Origin of the sequence: Streptomyces sp. NPDC006326, assembly GCF_040612915.1 — a bacterium.
Classification (GTDB): domain Bacteria; phylum Actinomycetota; class Actinomycetes; order Streptomycetales; family Streptomycetaceae; genus Streptomyces.
The window spans coordinates 129635-145532 of the sequence record NZ_JBEXRC010000009.1 but is presented as its reverse complement, the minus strand read 5'-3'; the positions used below and the strand labels follow the sequence as shown (position 1 = coordinate 145532).

Genomic DNA, 15898 nt, shown 5'->3' with positions numbered 1-15898 from the left:
TCATGGCACACCAGATTCAGCAGGCCACGACCTGCGCCAGCGAGTTCGACCTCGACGTGCGGGTGGTCGAGGCGGGAGCGCCCATCGCAAGCCTCCTGCAGGACACCGGCGACGGCTGCGGCAGCACCTGCGCCAACGGCGCCACCGCCTGCGTCTCTCTCAGCGGCGACGCTGCCTGACCGGGGCCGCCGCGAGGTGAGGTAGAGCACCAGTGCCGGCCGCGGTGCTCCACCTCACCTCCCACCACCCGACGCCGGGCACACGACGGTGTGTCCGGCGGCACCACGACGACATCGAGGAGGCACAGGACATGGCGGGCGGAGCGCGGCTGTACCGACCCACGCGAGCTTTGTTGGTGCGAGCCACCACCTATCCCGGGACAGGCGTCCCGGAAGCGGAAGTAGACCTCTGCGGGCCCGGAGCCGCCGAGCGCGGGCGGACCTGGCTGGCAGCCGTCTGGGAAAATCCGCAGGCCCGCCAGGCGCTCGAAGCCGCGAGCCTCGTCCTGGCCACGCAGAGCGTCGCCATGCTGACCGCCGACTCGCCAGGGGTAAAGGAGGTCCGGCGGCTTGTGCACTCCACCGCCGCCTACCTGCTGCGCTGGCAGGGCCGAGCGACCCCCTTCGGACACTTCGCCGGCGTAGCACCCGCGCGCACCGGCCCGCAGCCCGGCGCCCAGTGGGGCGGCGGACACCGCACCGTACTGCGCCCGGACGCCACCTGGCTGGGGGCGGTCGCCGACCAGCTCACCGCCAACCCCGAGAGCCTGGAGTGGCTGCCCGTCGCGGCGAATCCAGCAGCCGTCACCCGGGGCGGGCGGATCGTCGCGCCCGGCCGTACGCCCGCCAAGGGGCTGGCTCCGCTAGAGGTGTCCGTGGCAGCTACCGGCCCCGTGCGCTCCGCGCTCGCCGCCGCCTCGACCCCTGCCGTGTTCGCCGACGTGGTCAAAGCCGTCTCTGCCGACTTCCCCCACGTCGACAGCGCCACCGTGCGCCGGCTCCTGGCGCAGCTGCTGGAGCACGGCGTGCTGCTGTCGGCTCTGGACGAGGCGGCCACCGCCACTGACCCCGTCGGAGTCCTTAACGCGGTGACCGCTCCTGCCGCTGCCGATCCGGTGCCCACCCTCGCGGGACAGACGGTCGGAAGTCCTTCGTCGTCCTGGCCGGACACCGCCCTCGACGCGAACATCACCGTCCCCGAGGCAGTCCTGTCCGAGGTCGCGAGCGCAGCGTCCGCCCTTGTACGACTCTCGCCGTACCCCTCGGGTCCTCCGGCGTGGACGGACTACCACCAGTGCTTCTTGCAGACGTACGGGGACGGCGCAGCCGTGCCGGTGACCGAGCTGGTCGGCGACGCCGGGCTCGGCTGGCCGGCTGGTTACCTCGGCGCCGACCGCCCGGCCCCGGCCCGAACGCTGTCCGCCCGTGACGAAGCGTTCCTGGCCCTCGCCCAACAAGCCGCCCTCGACGGGGCCCGGGAGGTGGTCCTCACCGAGGAGCTCATCGCCGAACTGGCCGTGGTGGACGCGGCCGAGCTGGTCCCGCCGCCGTGTGTCGAGGTCGCTTTCCAGCTCCAAGCAGACACCGCGGATGACGTACGGCGGGGCCGTTTTGAGGTGTGGCTGACCTCCGCGGCCCGTCCCGCCTCCTCCATGGCTGGACGGTTCGTCGACCTCCTGCCCGGCTCTGACGCCGACCGGCTGACCGCCGCCCTCGCCGGGCCGCCCGGGCCGCTGCCCGCGCAGCTGGTCTTCCCGCCCCGCAGACGCCGCAGCACCAACGTCACCCGTGTTCCCCGCCTGCTGAAGCACGCCATCGCGCTCGGCTGGCCTGAAAAGGGGCCGGGCAGCATCGCGTTGAACGACCTCGCCGTCACCTGCGACCCCGAACACCTCTACCTCATCCGGGCCTCCACCGGCCAGCTGGTCGAGCCTCGGGTCCTGCACGCGCTGGAACCCCGCGTACTGACGCCTCCGCTGGTGCGGTTCCTCGCCGAAGTTTCCGGAGCCCGCCGTACTGTATGGCGGCTTCCCGAATGGGGCGCCGCCGCCCGGCTCCCCTACCTGCCCCGCCTGCGGCACGGCCGGACTGTCCTCGCCCCGGCCCGCTGGCTCCTGGTCGCCGCCCAACTGCCCGGCCCGTCCGCCGAGCGGCTCGTGTGGGAGGAGGCGTTCGACCATTGGCGCACCCGGCAGAAGCTGCCGGCCCGCGTCGTTCTCGTGGAGACGGAGATGCGGCTGCCATTGGATCTGAACGTGCCGTTGCACCGGGAACTGCTGCGGGCCCGGCTCAACAAGGCCCGGGAGGTGGAAGTGCGCGAAGCGCCTTCGCCGGCCGCAGGCTCCATGTCACCTTCCGCGGGCGGGTTCATGGGTCGCGCCCACGAGTTCCTCACCGTCCTGCACAGCACGGCTGCCACCGCTGCCCGGCGGGTCGCGCTCCCTGTCCTGATGCCAGTGGCAGAGTTACCTGGGGCCTCCCGTACGGTGCGCGCTCGTCTGTACGGGCACCGTGACCGGCAGGACGAGATCCTCACCGAGCACCTGCCCCGGCTGCTGGCCGGATGGCAGGTTGCCCCACCGTGGTGGTTCACTCGCCACCGCGACCACGCCTCACACCTCACGCTCGTCCTGCGGCTCCCCGACCAGGCCGCTTACGGGCACGCCACCGAACGACTCGGCGCCTGGGCCGACGAGCTGCGTCGCCAACAGCTCGCTTCCGGCCTGGACCTGACCACCCACCAGCCACAGAACGCCCGGTTTGGCCACGGTCCGGCCCGTGCAGCCGCCGAGCTGGTGTTCGCGGCCGACAGCGCCGCCGCCCTCGCCCAGATCGCGTACGCAGTGCGCACCGGAACCCCGGTCGAAGCGCTCACCGCCGTCTCCCTCGCCGACCTCGCCACCGCCTTCGCGCCCACCCCTGGTGACGGATGGTCCTGGCTGGCCGCGCACCTGCCGCGCGAACGCGGACCATTGGACGCCGGGCTCTCCCGGCAGGCGCAGGCCCTCGCAGCGGCCGATGCCGCCTGGCGCCGCCAGCCGGACGGGCATCCTGTCACGGCCGCGTGGGCGGCCCGCGCCAAAGCGCTCACCGCCTACCGGCACGCCTTGGCCGCCGAGCACGACCCGGCGACCGTGCTGCGCGCGCTGCTCCAGCTCCACCACCTGCGTGCCGTCGGCGCTGGTTCCGAAGCTGAGCGGACCACCCACCGTCTCGCCCGCGCCGTCGCCCTCGGGCACACCCACCGTCGGAAGCGCCGCCCGTGAACACGGCAACCGCTCTCCAGGCCCGATACCGCCACCTGCACGCCCCCGACGAAGGGCAGGGCACGGCGCTGGCCCAGTCGTTGGCCAAGGGCCCGGCCGGAGTGGCGCTGTGGCACATCGAGCAGGCCCTCAGCGGCGCCGGAGGCTGGGACCCCGCGAGGGCGTGGCTGGCGGCCGCGACCCGGTCGGAGGTGACCGCAACCGACTCCGCATGCCTCACCTACGGGGCCCCGGCCCTGGCGTTCGTCCTGCACGCGGCCGGAGCCGACGGACAGGACCGCTACCGCGCGGCCCGCGACAAGCTCGACGCCGCCACCGCCGCCATCGCACACCGCCGGGTGCAGGCCGCCCACGCCCGCATCCGGCGCGGCGAACCGGCAGCGTTCGCCGAGTACGACCTCCTCCACGGACTCGCCGGCATCGGCGTGCACCTGCTCCACCACACCCCCGGCGATGACGCCCTGGCCGCCGTCCTCTCCTACCTCGTCGCCCTGACCCACCCACTGACCGTGGACGGCGAGAGACTGCCGGGCTGGTGGTGCGCCCACGATCCCCACCGCCTCTATACGTCCGGCGGACACGCGAATTTCGGCATGGCCCACGGCATCACCGGCCCCCTCGCCCTCCTCGCCCAAGCCCTGCGCCGGGGCGCGGTCGTGGACGGCCAGCGGGAGGCCGTCCACGCCATCACCACCTGGCTCGACCGGTGGCAGCAGCACGGGGAGCGTGGCCCGTGGTGGCCGGAGACGATCACCCGCGAGGAAGCCGCCACCGAACGGCCGCACAGCTCGGGCCCGGGCCGGCCATCCTGGTGCTACGGGACCCCCGGCATCACCCGCGCCCTCCAGCTCGCCGCCATCGCCACCGCCGACACCGGCCGCCAGCGCGCCGCCGAGCACGCGCTGGGCGCCTGCCTCGCTGACGAAAGCCAACTCGTCCATGTCACCGCCTCCGGCCTGTGCCACGGTACGGCCGGCCTGTTCCAGACCGTGTGGCGGGCCGCCCAAGACGCCCGCGCACCCGGTCTTGATGCCGACGCCCGCCGTCTTGCCGACACCCTCACCAGCCAGCATGCCTCCGGAAGCCCCGATTTCCTTGAGGGCGCCGCCGGCCAGGCTCTGGCCCAGGCCACCGCCCTCAACGACCGGCCTCCTGCCTCCCACTGGGACGCGTGCCTCCTCATCGACTAGCCAGGCCCCAGACGGTGCGCAGGTGCTCCAGCCCTATACCCGCCGGCCGCCTGCTTCCCGCCCCCTTCTCTGGAGAGGACCCCAGCCCCGATGAACACCCCCTCCGCCTCCCAGCAGACCGAGCACGCGGTCCTCGCCGTCCTCACCGGCCAGCCGGTTCCCGACATCGCCGCTCGCACGGGCATCGACCCCGCGGAACTGGGCGACGCCGTCGCCCTGTACCGGGCCGCCGGACGGGACGCTCTGGCTGCGCAGGCCGCTCGCCTCGACTGGCACCAGGTCCGCGTCGAGTTCCCCGACTGGAACCGCTGTGAGGACGCCGCCGCCCTACTCGCCCGGAGGCTCGCCGATGCAGAACGAGCCGGGCTCGTCGGCGCCTGGTGGTTCGTCCGCAAGGCCCCCCAGTGGCGGCTGCGCGCCCTGCCCGGACCCCACAGGACCGACCGGCTTCCACACGTCCTCGCGGGCATCCTCGACGCCCTCGTGGAACATCGATCGATCATCCGCTGGTGGCCGACCGTCTACGAGCCCGAGGTTCCCGCCTTCGGAGGGCCGGACGCCATGGACATCGCCCACGCCCTGTTCCACGCCGACAGCATCCACATCCTTGACCACATCCAGGATGCCGAGCCGCCCATGGGTCGCCGCGAACTGTCCGTGCTCTTGCTCTGCGCACTGTTCCGAGCCGCGGGCCTGGAGTGGTTCGAGCAGGGCGACGTCTGGGACAAGGTTTCTCGCCTGCGGCCCCTTCCGGCGGACGTGACGACCATCCAGCTTGCCGAACTCGGCCACGGTATCCGCACGCTGATGAACGCCGACCCCTCCCCTCTCCTGGCCCCCGACGGCACGCTGGAAGCCATCGCGCCGTGGTTCGGCGCTTTTGAGACCGCAGGACGTGCCCTCGGCGAGGCTGCAGCAGCCGGGTCTCTCGAACGGGGCCTGCGGCAGGTTCTCGGACACCATGTGATCTTCCACTGGAACCGGCTTGGGCTCAGCGCCCGCCTCCAGGCCCTCATTGCCCATGCCGCCACGCACACAGTGATGAACCCGGACGCCCCCCTGCAGTGCGGTTCTTCCTCGCACCCCGGCCATCCCGGTGATCGACCGCGTCGAGAAGGACGACCGTGTAAGCGCTGACCTGGCCACTGGTTATCCTTCGGGACGCCCTGGAACTCGCCAACGCAGGCCTGGACCCGGACCGCGTCACAGCCTACTTTCGAGTGGCTGAGGAGATCCGTTCCGCGACCTGTCCGGCCTGCGCCGTGGAGTCGGCGGGCGAGGAGATGTAAACGGCGATGGCCACCGACCGGCCAGCCGGGGTCCGGGTGGCTGACAACGCCCAGGCGGCCGATGCGGAAGGCACCCACGTGCCGAACGAGTCACCGAGGACCGACCGCAGCTGATCCGCAGTGCGCTGGGCGACCACCCGCTGGGCGGGCACAGCGGCCTTCGAACCGGTGACGAGATTGGGATGGACGCGACTCCCGCCGTTTACGAGGAGGGCCATCACCATGGCCATCTGCACCGGGGTCGCCTTCACCTCGAACAGGCCGTTGGCCATGAGGGCGAGCTGGGTGGGATTCTCGGGCTTCTTCGGCCAGGTGCTGTCGAAGGCACGCAGCGGCGTATCCATCATGTCGTTGTTCAACCCGAACGTCTGGGCCGTCGATGCCAGCGCGTCGGCGCCGAGGTCGGAAGCGATGCCGGCGAAGACGTTCGCGCACGCGTACCGCAGGGCAGCACGGAGGGTGGCGTCGGTGCAGTGAGCCGGATCGCCGGAGAACTGGGTGGTGCTGTTCGGGGCGACGTAGACGGCCGGGCTCCGGGTGGGCGTGTCCACCGACGGAAGGAGGCCCTTCTCCAGGGCTGCGGCCGCAACCAGGACGTGGATGGCCGACCCTGGGTTGTCCACGTGGCGCAGGGCCCGGTTGGTGAGGGGCCTGTCGTCGAGGTCCTTCACCTGGACCCACGCCCGTTGATCGGCCATGGAGTTCCCGCTGAAGGAACCGGGGTCGTACGACGGGGTGCTCACCTGCCCGAGGATGTCGCCCGTTTCCGCGTCGAGGACGATCGCGGCTCCACGCTGACCTCGTAGTCCGTCATAGGCGGCACGCTGCACAGCCGGGTCGATGGTGGTCACCACATCCTTGCCCGCCTTGATGTCGTCCGCCAGGAGAGCATCAAGCCCGGAAGAACCAAAGGCCATGGACCAGTACCCCGTGACCGCGGCGTACAGCTCACCGTCGGTGTAGGTGCGTTTGAACGGAGCCTTGGGGATGCCGGACCGCTCCGATCCCGTGATGGGGCGCCCGGCGACCAGGATGTCGCCGGGGCTTCCGTCCTGTTTGGGAGCGCGCGGCTTCGCATCTGGCGTTGCTTCCCCGGCTTTGCCCCCAGCCGTCGAGCCGGCTGTCGTTGGGGCCCCTCCCTCAGCGGTACACCCTGACACGGACATGGCGAGCAGGGTGGCGAGCGCGGTGAGTAAGACGCCAGAGGGACGGAGGCGAAGGGGCATGCCTGCATTTTAGAGGTCGACAAGATCCATACCCGCGGCGATGCCCGCAGCCGGGGTAGCTGAACTGCGTGGGCGGCTGGCTCGAAGAACCGCTGCACCGCCACCCGCTACGGCGTGGGCCGAGTCCTTGCCACCGGCGAGGCCTACAGCCGCCCCACCCACGACGGGACAGGCACCAGACCCAGACGTGGCGGGGCGGCAGATGCCGACCGGGCCCACCAGTCCGGCCGGACCGTCGACTGATACGGTCCCCGGCCGTGACAGAACTTCCCGTCTTTCCCTACCACCCGGACCCCGTGGCCACCGGTGCTGTCGTGCGCTCGGAAGCCACGTGCCCATGCTGTGGTCAGGCACGCGGTTACGCCTACACAGGTCCGGTGTTCGCAGTCGAGGACCTTCGGGGGCAGCTCTGTCCCTGGTGCATCGCCGACGGAAGCGCCGCAGAACGCTTCGAGGCCCAGTTCACTGACGTGGTGGATGACGTCCCCGTGGACCGCCTGCTGAAGATCACCAGTCGCACGCCCGGATTTGCCGGATGGCAGCAGGAACGCTGGCTGGTCCACTGTGGCGACGGCGCAGCATTCCTCGGAACTGCCAGCGCCGCAGACCTCGCCAACTATCCAGAAGCCCTGACTGCCCTCCGCGAAGACCTCGCAGAGTCGTGGCCCTCGGCTCAGATCGAGAAGTACATCAGCGCCCTGTCCAAGGACGGCCAGCCGACCGCGTACCTATTCAGGTGCCGCTCTTGCGGAATCCACCTCGCATACTCGGACGCCACATAAGGCAGCCAACGCAGTCCGAGGTTAAACGGGAAGCTGGGGGAGGGCGTCCATGCGTCGTCCCTACGCACCTGCGGGTGACCCCGCGGTGAGGTCCCGCGTCAGCTACGACGCCAACTGTTCCCCACACCCGCGCGGGGATGCCGCCTCATACCGCTGGATTCCCCGGGCGGCATGTCCTGGCCTTGGCCTCGCCCACCAGACCAGGAGAGCCTCACGCCGCAGCATGCCCGAGCGGCATCAACGTCGTGGGCCCGGGCGGCGGACCGTCATCAGGTCCTGTGGGACCGACGCTCTCGGTACGGGGCGTTGCGGTGCCTGGACTTGGTGGGGTGGGGCCCAGCGCTGTTCGGCGGCGATGGCCTGGTGTGCGGAAGCATCGAGTACGGCGCGGGGGACGGTGGTGCCGGCTCGGCGGGCCGCAGCGAGCAGCGTCCCTGCGGTTCTCTGTTCCGCAGCCATCACTGCGGAGTAGGCCGCCGTCAGCGCTTCCACCTCGCGCCTGTGCACCGGGTAGAAGCGAAACGCCTTGTTCCAGTCCGTTGGTCGGTGGCCGGGGGCGTTGGACACCAAAGTGGCTCCCGCTCGCTTGATCGTCCATGGGGCTGCGGCTGACATCTGCCATCCGGCTGAGGGCAGCCGGTACAACGAGGCTGCCAGAGGGCCTGGTCCACCGGCGTCCGCGAGGATGTCGGCGGCCGATCGTCTTGGCCCTGGTCCGTGATCCGGGGTCCACTCTGCGCCGAACAGCAGCTGCCCCAGGCGCGTGGCTGATGTCCGTGAGATCACCGTGGCCGGGTGCGGGTCGGGCGAAGGCATCCGGGCGACCCGCCCGTGGCGGACCACCTCGTAGGAGGGGGGCGCAAGGGCGGGGTGCTCGCGAGGATCGCTGGTGTCGACCACCACCAGCCACTTGCCGACCGCGTCTTGCCATGCGTGGGAGGACTCCCGTAGGGCACCGGCGGCGTCCTTGAAGGCGCCGGCGACGTCCCCGGCCGGAAGTTCTTCAGCAGTCTTCAGCGCAATCCGGCCGGCCAAGAGGCGTGCCATCGACGTCCAGTGGGACAGCTGCTTGAGGTCGGAGCCGCTCAGACGTTGTTCGTCGCGGTCGTGCAGTGCCGCGTAGGCGGCCCGGGAGAGACGCTCGCTGTCCTCCGCGAGGCGCGTGGTCACCGCGCTCGTGGGATCGCTCGGCGTGGCCTGGACGGGCAGGACCGGCAGGGCGAGCGGGAACGCCGCCCAGTGTGCACCGGCCTCGCGGGTCGCGGCTCGGGTGAGTACGGAGGCCTTGTCCAGGGAGACGCGAGCTGCCTCGAAGGCCTCGGCAGCCCCTGGGTGTTCGCTGTTCTGGGCGATCCGGTGCACGACCTGCCCCGCCGCCCGCGTCACCTCGGCGTAACGACCGGAGAGGTAGTCGAAGGCGCTCTGATGCCGTAGGAGGTAGGCGTACGGCGTGAGCGGAGCCCGGTCCGGGCCGAGGTGACTGCTGATGGTGTCACGTACCGTTCCAATGGCCTGGGCGGCACCCTTGATCCGCGCACCGGCGCGTCCTGCGCCGTCAACTCCCGGAGCCAGGTAGCCCTGTGCCCGGCCCAGCCACGTCGAAGCCTGCGTCAGCCAGCCCGCGAGGTCCTTCTCAGCCGATGTAAGGAATCGCTCCTCCGTCGTCGCTACCGGCGTGTAGGCCCCGGGGCCCAGGCCCCGTCTGACCTGCTGCAGGACCGTGTCGACGTGTCCAGCCAACGCCGCTCGCTCTCCCGGGCCGACAGCCGGCATCGGTTCGCGGGCTGCGTCCTGGAGCTGGGTGATCGCGGCGTCGAACAGCTCGCCTAACGTCGTCACCTCAATGCCCCCGTACGGCGACGAGTGCCGCAGCGGCGCCCTCGGCCAGCTCCGACGTGAGGACCAGCGAATGCTTGCCTTCCTCGCTGCCTTCCGCTGTCGCGGCCAGGTGTGTGAGCGATCTTCCTACGTGCTTGAGCAGCTGCACGTACGGGGTCAGGCCCGCGGCGCCCGGCGCTGGATCGGGGGCTGGGACGGGTTCGCCGGTGGTGGGAAGGGGCAGTCGGCTGCGGCCTTCGATGCACTTCTGGGTGGCGATCATCGCCTGCAGTTCGTCGCTGCTTTCTTCGAAGGTGATCGCGCTGGACAGCTGTGCGGCCAGAGTGAAGACGTCCCAGGCCGCCGCCAGCACCGTGAGTGTGTCGTCGGAGTCGAGCTGCGCGGAGAGACCCATCAGGGCGGATGAGGGCATCGAGGTTCCTTCCGTTGTGTCGAGGTCGGCATTGCGTGATCGTCCCACCCGGAGCCGGGGCGCGTGGAAAGGCTGTGGACAACCACCTGGTTGTGGAAACCGGGGCACCCGTTCGGGGTGCACGGCTAGGCAGGAGGTTCGAGCGCGGGTCTCGCGAGTACCTGGCGGATGCGTACGGCAGCCGCGCTGTGCGGCCCCTGGAGGCCGATGACCGAGGTCAGCAGCTCCTGGCCGAGACGGTGGCTGAGTACCGGGTTTCCGATTCCCCGCCAGAGGCTGTACGTACGGCGTACGGCTGCCTCGGTGTCGGGGTGATGGGGCCCGTGCAGGCCGGCGCGGAGGCGGACCATGTGCAGGTACCAGCCCACGGCCGCCCGGTGATCACCGCTCAGGCTGGCCAGGTAGCCGCGGATCTCACGGATGTCGGCGGTGGCTGTGGTGACCGTCCCGCCGCAAGCGGCGGTGTGGTCCTCGTCGAGCTGCCCGGCGAGCAGCGTGGCCTTCTTCAGGGCGCCCTCCGTGGCCAGGGCGGAGATTTCCGCGATCCGCTCGGCCACCGGGACGTTCGAGGGAGCGCGCAGGCCGGGGACGGCCTCGGTCACCGTCCAGAACTCCGGGGTGACCACGCCCCACGGCAGGAAGACGTCGTCGCTCACCAGCTCACCACCCGTCGTACCGCGGTCACCCGGGTCATGTGGTTCGAGGAGTTGCGCCAGCTGCCGTACGAGACGATGCGCGTACGGACCCCCGTACGAGGCGACTCGATGAGCAGGCCTGAGCCGATGTACATGCCGACATGGCCGGGGCTGGCGGCCGAGCCGTCCGACCCCGCATTGAAGACCAGGTCCCCGGGTTTCGGGTTGTCCAGGTCGACGTGGATCGGCAGGTTCACCTGATCGTAGGTGACGCGCGGGATGGAGATGCCTGCCGCTTTGTACGCCTGCTGCATGAGGGAGGAGCAGTCGCACCAGTGCTGCGGCTTGGTGCCGAGCGCGTCGGTGCAGTCGCCGCCGAGCTGGTACCAGCCGCCCTTCTGCGCGAGGGCCGAGGCCACGGCGGTGCGGACCTGCGGCGGGGTGTCCGGGGGCAGGGCGAAACCCGCGGGGAGATCGACGGGGCCGCCCCCGCCGGAGGGCGCCGTGTACCGCGCTGACTGCGCCATGATCGCCTTCACGTACTCATAGGTCTGCCCTTCGGCGAAGCTTGCCGGCGGGAGACCGCGGAATTGTTCGACGCGGCCCCAGCCGGCGTTGTAGCCGGCCAGTGCCAGTTCGATGGGTGATCCGCTGAACTCGGAGTGCTTCTTCGCCGTCTTCAGCAGGCTGCACATCATCCGGCCCTGAGCGGGGATGGCGTCGACCGGATCCATGACGTCCTTGTCTCCGTCTCCGTCTCCGTCGACTCCCTGAGTCGCCCATGTGTCCGGGATGAACTGCGCGATCCCGTAGGCGATCGGATTTCCGGCGCGGTCTTTCGAGACGGCGGAGGGATCGAAATTGGACTCGACCCACAGCTGTGCGGCGAGGATCGCCGGGGGAAGTCCCTGGTCACAGGCTGCGGCCGCTGCCAGGATGAGGGGCGCGTACTGGGCGGGCACACCGTCGGCGCCGCCGATTTTCAGCGCTCCCGCTGTGGGCCAGGTGCCGACGCGGCTGCTCTTGTCGTCGTCCTCCGCGAGCGCTGCGATCAGCATGACCACGCCGATCCCGAGAGCCACAGGGGTGGCCACCGCCCCCGCAGCGGCCAACCCTAACCAGCGCTTCGCCCGCATTCAATCCCCCCAACGAACATCCTGTTTGCGTCCACGAAGGAGCAATTCGGCCACTGTGGCCAGTACTTGATCTCGCTTTGGTTCCGCAACGGATCGTGACACTATGCCATTCCTGCTCACGAGAGGGCTGCCGAATATCCCTCAGTCGGTCGGAATGGCCGGTGTAGGGTGCCGGTGCGATCCGTCTTTGAGTCGACAGGTGTGTGAAATTCACACTAGTAATGGCTTGTGTCACGTGTTTCGGGGGATTCATGGGGAAGAGGGACGGCTCGCCGTTAGCGAGCCCGCCGACCCTGCCGGAGCGGGCGCGCCTGGTGGTCCCGGTCATGGCTGCCGCCGGGGGCAGCGCACGCTCCACCGTGGCGCACCTGCTCGCCGACGAACTCGCGCGGGCCGCCGACACCCTGGTCGCGGACTTATCGCCGCGCCTCGCATCCCCCTGGCCCGCGTTGACCGCTGGAGCCGGGCTGCAGGCGCCGGGCCTTGCCGCCCTTCCGCCGGACCGGCCCATGCGCCGTGAGGACATCCGCAGCGCCGCAGCGGTCCGGCAGTCCGCCCACGGCGCATGGGCCGTGCTGACCGACGCACGAGAATGGCACGCCGCCCCGCTGGATCTGCCGGCCGAGCCCGCCGCCTGGTACCAACTGGCCGCGGCCGGCGGATGGCAGGCCCTCCTCGCGGACACCTCGCACCCGGCGGCCCACGACCTCATCGAGTCCCGGTGCTCCGGAGCCCCGAGCCTGACCCGAACCTGGTGCGCCCTCCCGTTCTCCGTTCCCGTGCTGTGCGCGCAGTCGACTGCGGCCGGAATCCAGGCCCTGCAGCAGGCCGTGATGGTGCTGAACGCCGAGGACATGCCGCTGCACCGCACCGTGGTCGTCCTCGCCGCCACCGCGGACGGCCGGCCGCCGGCCGTCGTCCGGGCAGCCGCCACCATGCTCTCCGTCCGTGCGGCGGCCGTGATCCACCTGCCGTACGACCCGGACATCCGCGCCAACGGACTGCATGCCCAGCCGTCCCGGATCCGTACGCGCACCCGGCATGCGGCCGGAGAGCTGGCCACCGCCGTGCTCGCCGCCGCCCGCGAAGCCTTCGGCGACCCGCTGCCTGACGCCCCGCAGCCCGCCACTCGCCCGCTCTCTGCTCCCGCACTTTCCGTCTGACGAGGAATCACCCGATGAGCCAGATCCTGATGAGCCTGCACACCCTCGCCGCGGACCCTGGTCTGCACGTTCTGGCCGATGGCCCCGTGCCGGCCTTCTCGCCGTCGCTCCCCGAAACGGTCAACAGCCCGGTCAGCACGATCCTCGGGTGGACGGCAGGCGGTGGCCTGACTCTCGCTGTGCTCGGGGGCCTGAGCGGCTGGGCGCTGACCGCCATCGGTCACAACACGGAACGCGCTGCCCTCGCGGCGCGGGGTAAGCAGGGTGTGCTGTGGAGCCTGATCGGGGCGGGCGGCATCGGCGTCACGTCGTCCCTGGTCCTGGCGGTATACACCATGTCCAAGGGGAGCTGAGCGTGGACTCCTCCTCCGGACTCAAGGCCCGCCAAGCCCGCTTCGCCCTGGCCGGCATCGCCGTGGCGGTGGCCGCGCTCCTGGTCGCCGGCGGCTACACCGCCGCCACCTTGATGCGAGACGGCAAGGGACAGACACACGCCGACGCCGGCCCGTCGGCCAGTGCACCTGCGCCGACGAGTACCGCTGTCACCGGTCCGGTGACCCCGGAGACGGGGCAGAAGACCATCCTTCGCAAGCCCACGGGGCACAAGGACGGGGTGGCCACGGGCTTCCCCCGCTCACCCAGCGGGGGGATCTCTGCTGTCGTCTATTTCTGGGAGGAGTACGACTGGCTCGACGACGAGAAGGCCAGACAGCAGCTCACTGCGGTGGCCTCCAAGGACTCGCCTGATTACGTCGACAAGCGGGTCTCCGAGATCCGCAAGATGCGCGAAGCCCTCGGCCTGGCCCCCTCAGGCGGCATTCCGGCCGACATCACTTTCACGACGTCTGTCAACGCCACGCGGGCCACCACGGTACAAGCGCCCGGCCTACCGGTGGGCCATGTCATGCAGGTGTGGATCTCGTACGACCGGTTCGCCACCGGACCGAAGGGCGGCCGCGACGAAAACCCGCTGCGCGGAGACATGGTCGACTTCATCGTGAAGTGGCAGGACGGAGCTTGGAAGTTCACCGACGAATTCGACGCTCTGCGCACGTTCCCCGTCGCTTACGAGCCCACCAGCCGCTTCGCCTGGAACGACGGTTGGGTCCAGGTACGCCATGCTGACTGACCGGTTCCAGCGCGCCGCTCGTGCTCTGGTCCTGCTCTGCGCCCTGTTCTCCTTCCTGAGCGCCGGATGCACTCTGTCCGTCGCCATCGCGGCCGACGATCCGAAGTACCACTCCTCCGCGGGCCCGCCCGACCCCATCCCCAAGGAGTGGGAGCAGTATGTTGTCGGCCTCGATCCGAAGGGGAAGTACTGCCTCGTCGAGCAAATCGACGACACCGATCTGTGCCACAGGCCGGGTCCAGCCGACCCGCCAATTCCCGGCAGGACGATTCCCTGTGAAGGCGCGGACGGCAACGGTGCCCGGGACTGCTCCCCGGAGGACCGGACGGAGGCTGAGCTCCGCCGTGTGGAGAGGTGGCGCAAGGACTTCCCCGACAAGCAGTGGAAGAACTACGAGCCTCTCAACCAGTACATCACCGACTGCGTGGTGAAGGAGAGGAAGCCGTTCACGGCGTGCCGGGATGCGGGAGAGGGGAAGTTCGGCACGCCCGCCAAGGGGCCGCTGGAGTGGGTCGCGGGCAAGTTCTCCGAGTTCGCCTCCAATGCGTTGAAGGAGGCTGCGTCCTACATCGGCAAGTCGGTGGTCTGGCTGCTGTCGGAGTTCGCGAAGCTCTTCAACCAGAACTCGACGATCGACCTCGGCAAGACGGGTCTGGGGAACATCACCGGGCTGATGACGGCTCTCTCCGCTGTTGTCGCCACCTTCCTGTTGCTGATTCAGTTCGGGAAGGTCGCGGTCAGCCGCGATGGCGGGCCGGCCGCTACCGCTCTCACCGGTCTGGCCAAGTGGGCGGTGATCTCCTCCGTCTATCTCGTCGTGGCGCAGACCGCTTTGACCTGGGCCGATGCGGTGTCGACCTGGATCATCAACTACACGTTCGAGGGCGGGGGCAGTGGGCCCGACTCCGCGACGGCGGCGATGCAGAAGCAGCTCGGAACGCTCTTCGGCGGTCTGATCACGGGAGGAGGCGGGACCGCCACCATCGGCGGCGCGATCATTTCCGGCGAGGGCGTGGCGGCCTCCGCCGTCGGGGTCGTCATCGTCGTCGGGATCGTCTGCATCCTGGCGATCGCCGCCCTGTGGGTGGAGATCCTCCTGCGTCAGGTTGGCATCATGATCATCATTGCGACGATGCCCATCACGCTCGCCGGGCAGCTCTCCGACGCCACTGCCGAGTGGTGGCCCAAGGCCCGCAACGCGTTCATCGCCCTGGTGGTGATGAAGCCGGCGATCGTCACATGCTTCGCGATCGGCTTCTTCGCCATGTCGACGGGCGAGGGCGTACAGAACATGATCGTCGGCTTCGTCATGTTCCTCGCGGCCAGTCTGTGCTGGCCGGCCCTGGCGAAGTTCATGGTCTTCACCACCAACGGCGCGGGCGCTGCCATGGCCTCCGGCTGGCTCAGCTCGATCGGTTCTTCCGCCTCCTCGTCCTCCGGCGGATACCGGCACGACCCGAGCGGTGCCGGATCCGTCGGCGGCGGTCCCGGCTACACCAAGGCCCTGGAAGCGGAGAACGCCCCCGCAGCCGCTCCCACGGTCGGGGGCGGCGGCGCAGGGGCCCCCAAGTCCGCGGCCCGCTTCGGCGGCAAGGCGCTGAGCATGGCCGCCTTCGGGCTGCAGGTCGCGGCGGTCGGAAAGGACTCCCTGGAGTCCGGTCTGGGGAACACGGCAGCCAACGCCGGCCTCGACCACAGCGCCGGCGGTGGCCGGCACGTGGTCATCCCGCCGCGCAGGCAGCCGTCCCCCGCACCCGCTCCGGTCGGCGCCCCGACCGAGGCACCGACTTCCGGCCCGCAGCCCACCCCGGTCCCCCGAAAGGAGGGATGAC

Annotated in this window: 14 protein-coding genes; 9 read left to right on the top strand and 5 right to left on the bottom strand. The window is 70.4% G+C overall.

Features of this window, described 5'->3' with window-relative positions:
- The first annotated feature begins 2 nt into the window (after window positions 1-2).
- The 4 genes from ABZ128_RS10380 (at window position 3) to ABZ128_RS10365 (ending at window position 5592) form a co-directional block, all read left to right on the top strand.
- Window positions 3-179, top strand: coding sequence for an FxLD family lanthipeptide (locus ABZ128_RS10380; protein ID WP_356847383.1), 177 nt, complete (start codon window positions 3-5; stop codon window positions 177-179).
- A gap of 176 nt (window positions 180-355) precedes the next feature.
- Complete coding sequence (locus ABZ128_RS10375) at window positions 356-3265, top strand: lantibiotic dehydratase (RefSeq protein WP_356847382.1); 2910 nt, start codon at window positions 356-358, stop codon at window positions 3263-3265.
- Window positions 3262-4455, top strand: coding sequence for a lanthionine synthetase C family protein (locus ABZ128_RS10370; RefSeq protein ID WP_356847380.1), 1194 nt, complete (start codon window positions 3262-3264; stop codon window positions 4453-4455). Before ABZ128_RS10375 ends, ABZ128_RS10370 begins: the two co-directional genes overlap by 4 nt.
- A gap of 90 nt (window positions 4456-4545) precedes the next feature.
- The gene (locus ABZ128_RS10365; protein WP_356847378.1) at window positions 4546-5592 is read left to right on the top strand and encodes a thiopeptide-type bacteriocin biosynthesis protein; all 1047 of its coding nucleotides are present in this window, start codon (window positions 4546-4548) and stop codon (window positions 5590-5592) included.
- A gap of 73 nt (window positions 5593-5665) precedes the next feature.
- Here the strand turns inward: ABZ128_RS10365 and ABZ128_RS10360 are convergent, their stop codons facing one another.
- The gene (locus ABZ128_RS10360) at window positions 5666-6970 is read right to left on the bottom strand and encodes a penicillin-binding transpeptidase domain-containing protein (RefSeq protein WP_356847376.1); all 1305 of its coding nucleotides are present in this window, start codon (window positions 6968-6970) and stop codon (window positions 5666-5668) included.
- Window positions 6971-7038: 68 nt separating this feature from the next.
- On the opposite strand from ABZ128_RS10360, the gene ABZ128_RS10355 reads away from it, so the two are divergent.
- The gene (locus tag ABZ128_RS10355) at window positions 7039-7752 is read left to right on the top strand and encodes a CbrC family protein (RefSeq protein ID WP_356847375.1); all 714 of its coding nucleotides are present in this window, start codon (window positions 7039-7041) and stop codon (window positions 7750-7752) included.
- Window positions 7753-7989: 237 nt separating this feature from the next.
- Here ABZ128_RS10355 and ABZ128_RS10350 read toward each other — a convergent pair whose 3' ends face one another.
- The 4 genes from ABZ128_RS10350 to ABZ128_RS10335 all read right to left on the bottom strand — a co-directional run bounded on the left by ABZ128_RS10350 (window position 7990) and on the right by ABZ128_RS10335 (window position 11696).
- Window positions 7990-9591: a hypothetical protein gene (locus tag ABZ128_RS10350; protein WP_356847374.1), complete on the bottom strand. Its 1602-nt coding sequence runs from the start codon at window positions 9589-9591 to the stop codon at window positions 7990-7992.
- A gap of 1 nt (window position 9592) precedes the next feature.
- Window positions 9593-10003, bottom strand: coding sequence for a hypothetical protein (locus tag ABZ128_RS10345; protein WP_356847373.1), 411 nt, complete (start codon window positions 10001-10003; stop codon window positions 9593-9595).
- Between the two features lie 125 nt (window positions 10004-10128).
- On the bottom strand, window positions 10129-10659 hold the full coding sequence (locus tag ABZ128_RS10340; protein ID WP_356847371.1) for a hypothetical protein: 531 nt from the start codon (window positions 10657-10659) through the stop codon (window positions 10129-10131).
- Window positions 10656-11696, bottom strand: coding sequence for an NlpC/P60 family protein (locus tag ABZ128_RS10335; RefSeq protein ID WP_356847369.1), 1041 nt, complete (start codon window positions 11694-11696; stop codon window positions 10656-10658). The genes ABZ128_RS10340 and ABZ128_RS10335 overlap by 4 nt, the downstream gene beginning before the upstream one ends.
- 404 nt (window positions 11697-12100) lie before the next feature.
- Here ABZ128_RS10335 and ABZ128_RS10330 point away from each other — a divergent pair, with 404 nt between their 5' ends.
- From ABZ128_RS10330 to ABZ128_RS10315, 4 genes are read left to right on the top strand one after another with little or no spacing between them, the layout of a single operon-like run.
- A complete protein-coding gene (locus ABZ128_RS10330) occupies window positions 12101-12937 on the top strand; it encodes a hypothetical protein (RefSeq protein ID WP_356847367.1) in 837 nt (278 codons plus the stop codon).
- Between the two features lie 14 nt (window positions 12938-12951).
- Window positions 12952-13290, top strand: a complete 339-nt coding sequence (locus ABZ128_RS10325) for a hypothetical protein (RefSeq protein WP_356847365.1) — start codon at window positions 12952-12954, stop codon at window positions 13288-13290.
- Window positions 13291-13292: 2 nt separating this feature from the next.
- Window positions 13293-14066: a hypothetical protein gene (locus ABZ128_RS10320; protein ID WP_356847363.1), complete on the top strand. Its 774-nt coding sequence runs from the start codon at window positions 13293-13295 to the stop codon at window positions 14064-14066.
- A complete protein-coding gene (locus tag ABZ128_RS10315) occupies window positions 14056-15897 on the top strand; it encodes a hypothetical protein (RefSeq protein WP_356847361.1) in 1842 nt (613 codons plus the stop codon). The genes ABZ128_RS10320 and ABZ128_RS10315 overlap by 11 nt, the downstream gene beginning before the upstream one ends.
- Window position 15898 lies beyond the last annotated feature (1 nt).

What these genes read in the sequence shown, in the direction of transcription:
- ABZ128_RS10380 (WP_356847383.1), top strand. Translation starts at nt 3, where the DNA reads ATGGCACACCAGATTCAGCAGGCCACGACCTGCGCCAGCGAGTTCGAC.
- ABZ128_RS10365 (WP_356847378.1), top strand. Translation starts at nt 4,546, where the DNA reads ATGAACACCCCCTCCGCCTCCCAGCAGACCGAGCACGCGGTCCTCGCC.
- ABZ128_RS10360 (WP_356847376.1), bottom strand. Translation starts at nt 6,970, where the DNA reads ATGCCCCTTCGCCTCCGTCCCTCTGGCGTCTTACTCACCGCGCTCGCC.
- ABZ128_RS10345 (WP_356847373.1), bottom strand. Translation starts at nt 10,003, where the DNA reads ATGCCCTCATCCGCCCTGATGGGTCTCTCCGCGCAGCTCGACTCCGAC.
- ABZ128_RS10335 (WP_356847369.1), bottom strand. Translation starts at nt 11,696, where the DNA reads ATGCTGATCGCAGCGCTCGCGGAGGACGACGACAAGAGCAGCCGCGTC.
- ABZ128_RS10330 (WP_356847367.1), top strand. Translation starts at nt 12,101, where the DNA reads ATGGCTGCCGCCGGGGGCAGCGCACGCTCCACCGTGGCGCACCTGCTC.
- ABZ128_RS10325 (WP_356847365.1), top strand. Translation starts at nt 12,952, where the DNA reads ATGAGCCAGATCCTGATGAGCCTGCACACCCTCGCCGCGGACCCTGGT.
- ABZ128_RS10315 (WP_356847361.1), top strand. Translation starts at nt 14,056, where the DNA reads ATGCTGACTGACCGGTTCCAGCGCGCCGCTCGTGCTCTGGTCCTGCTC.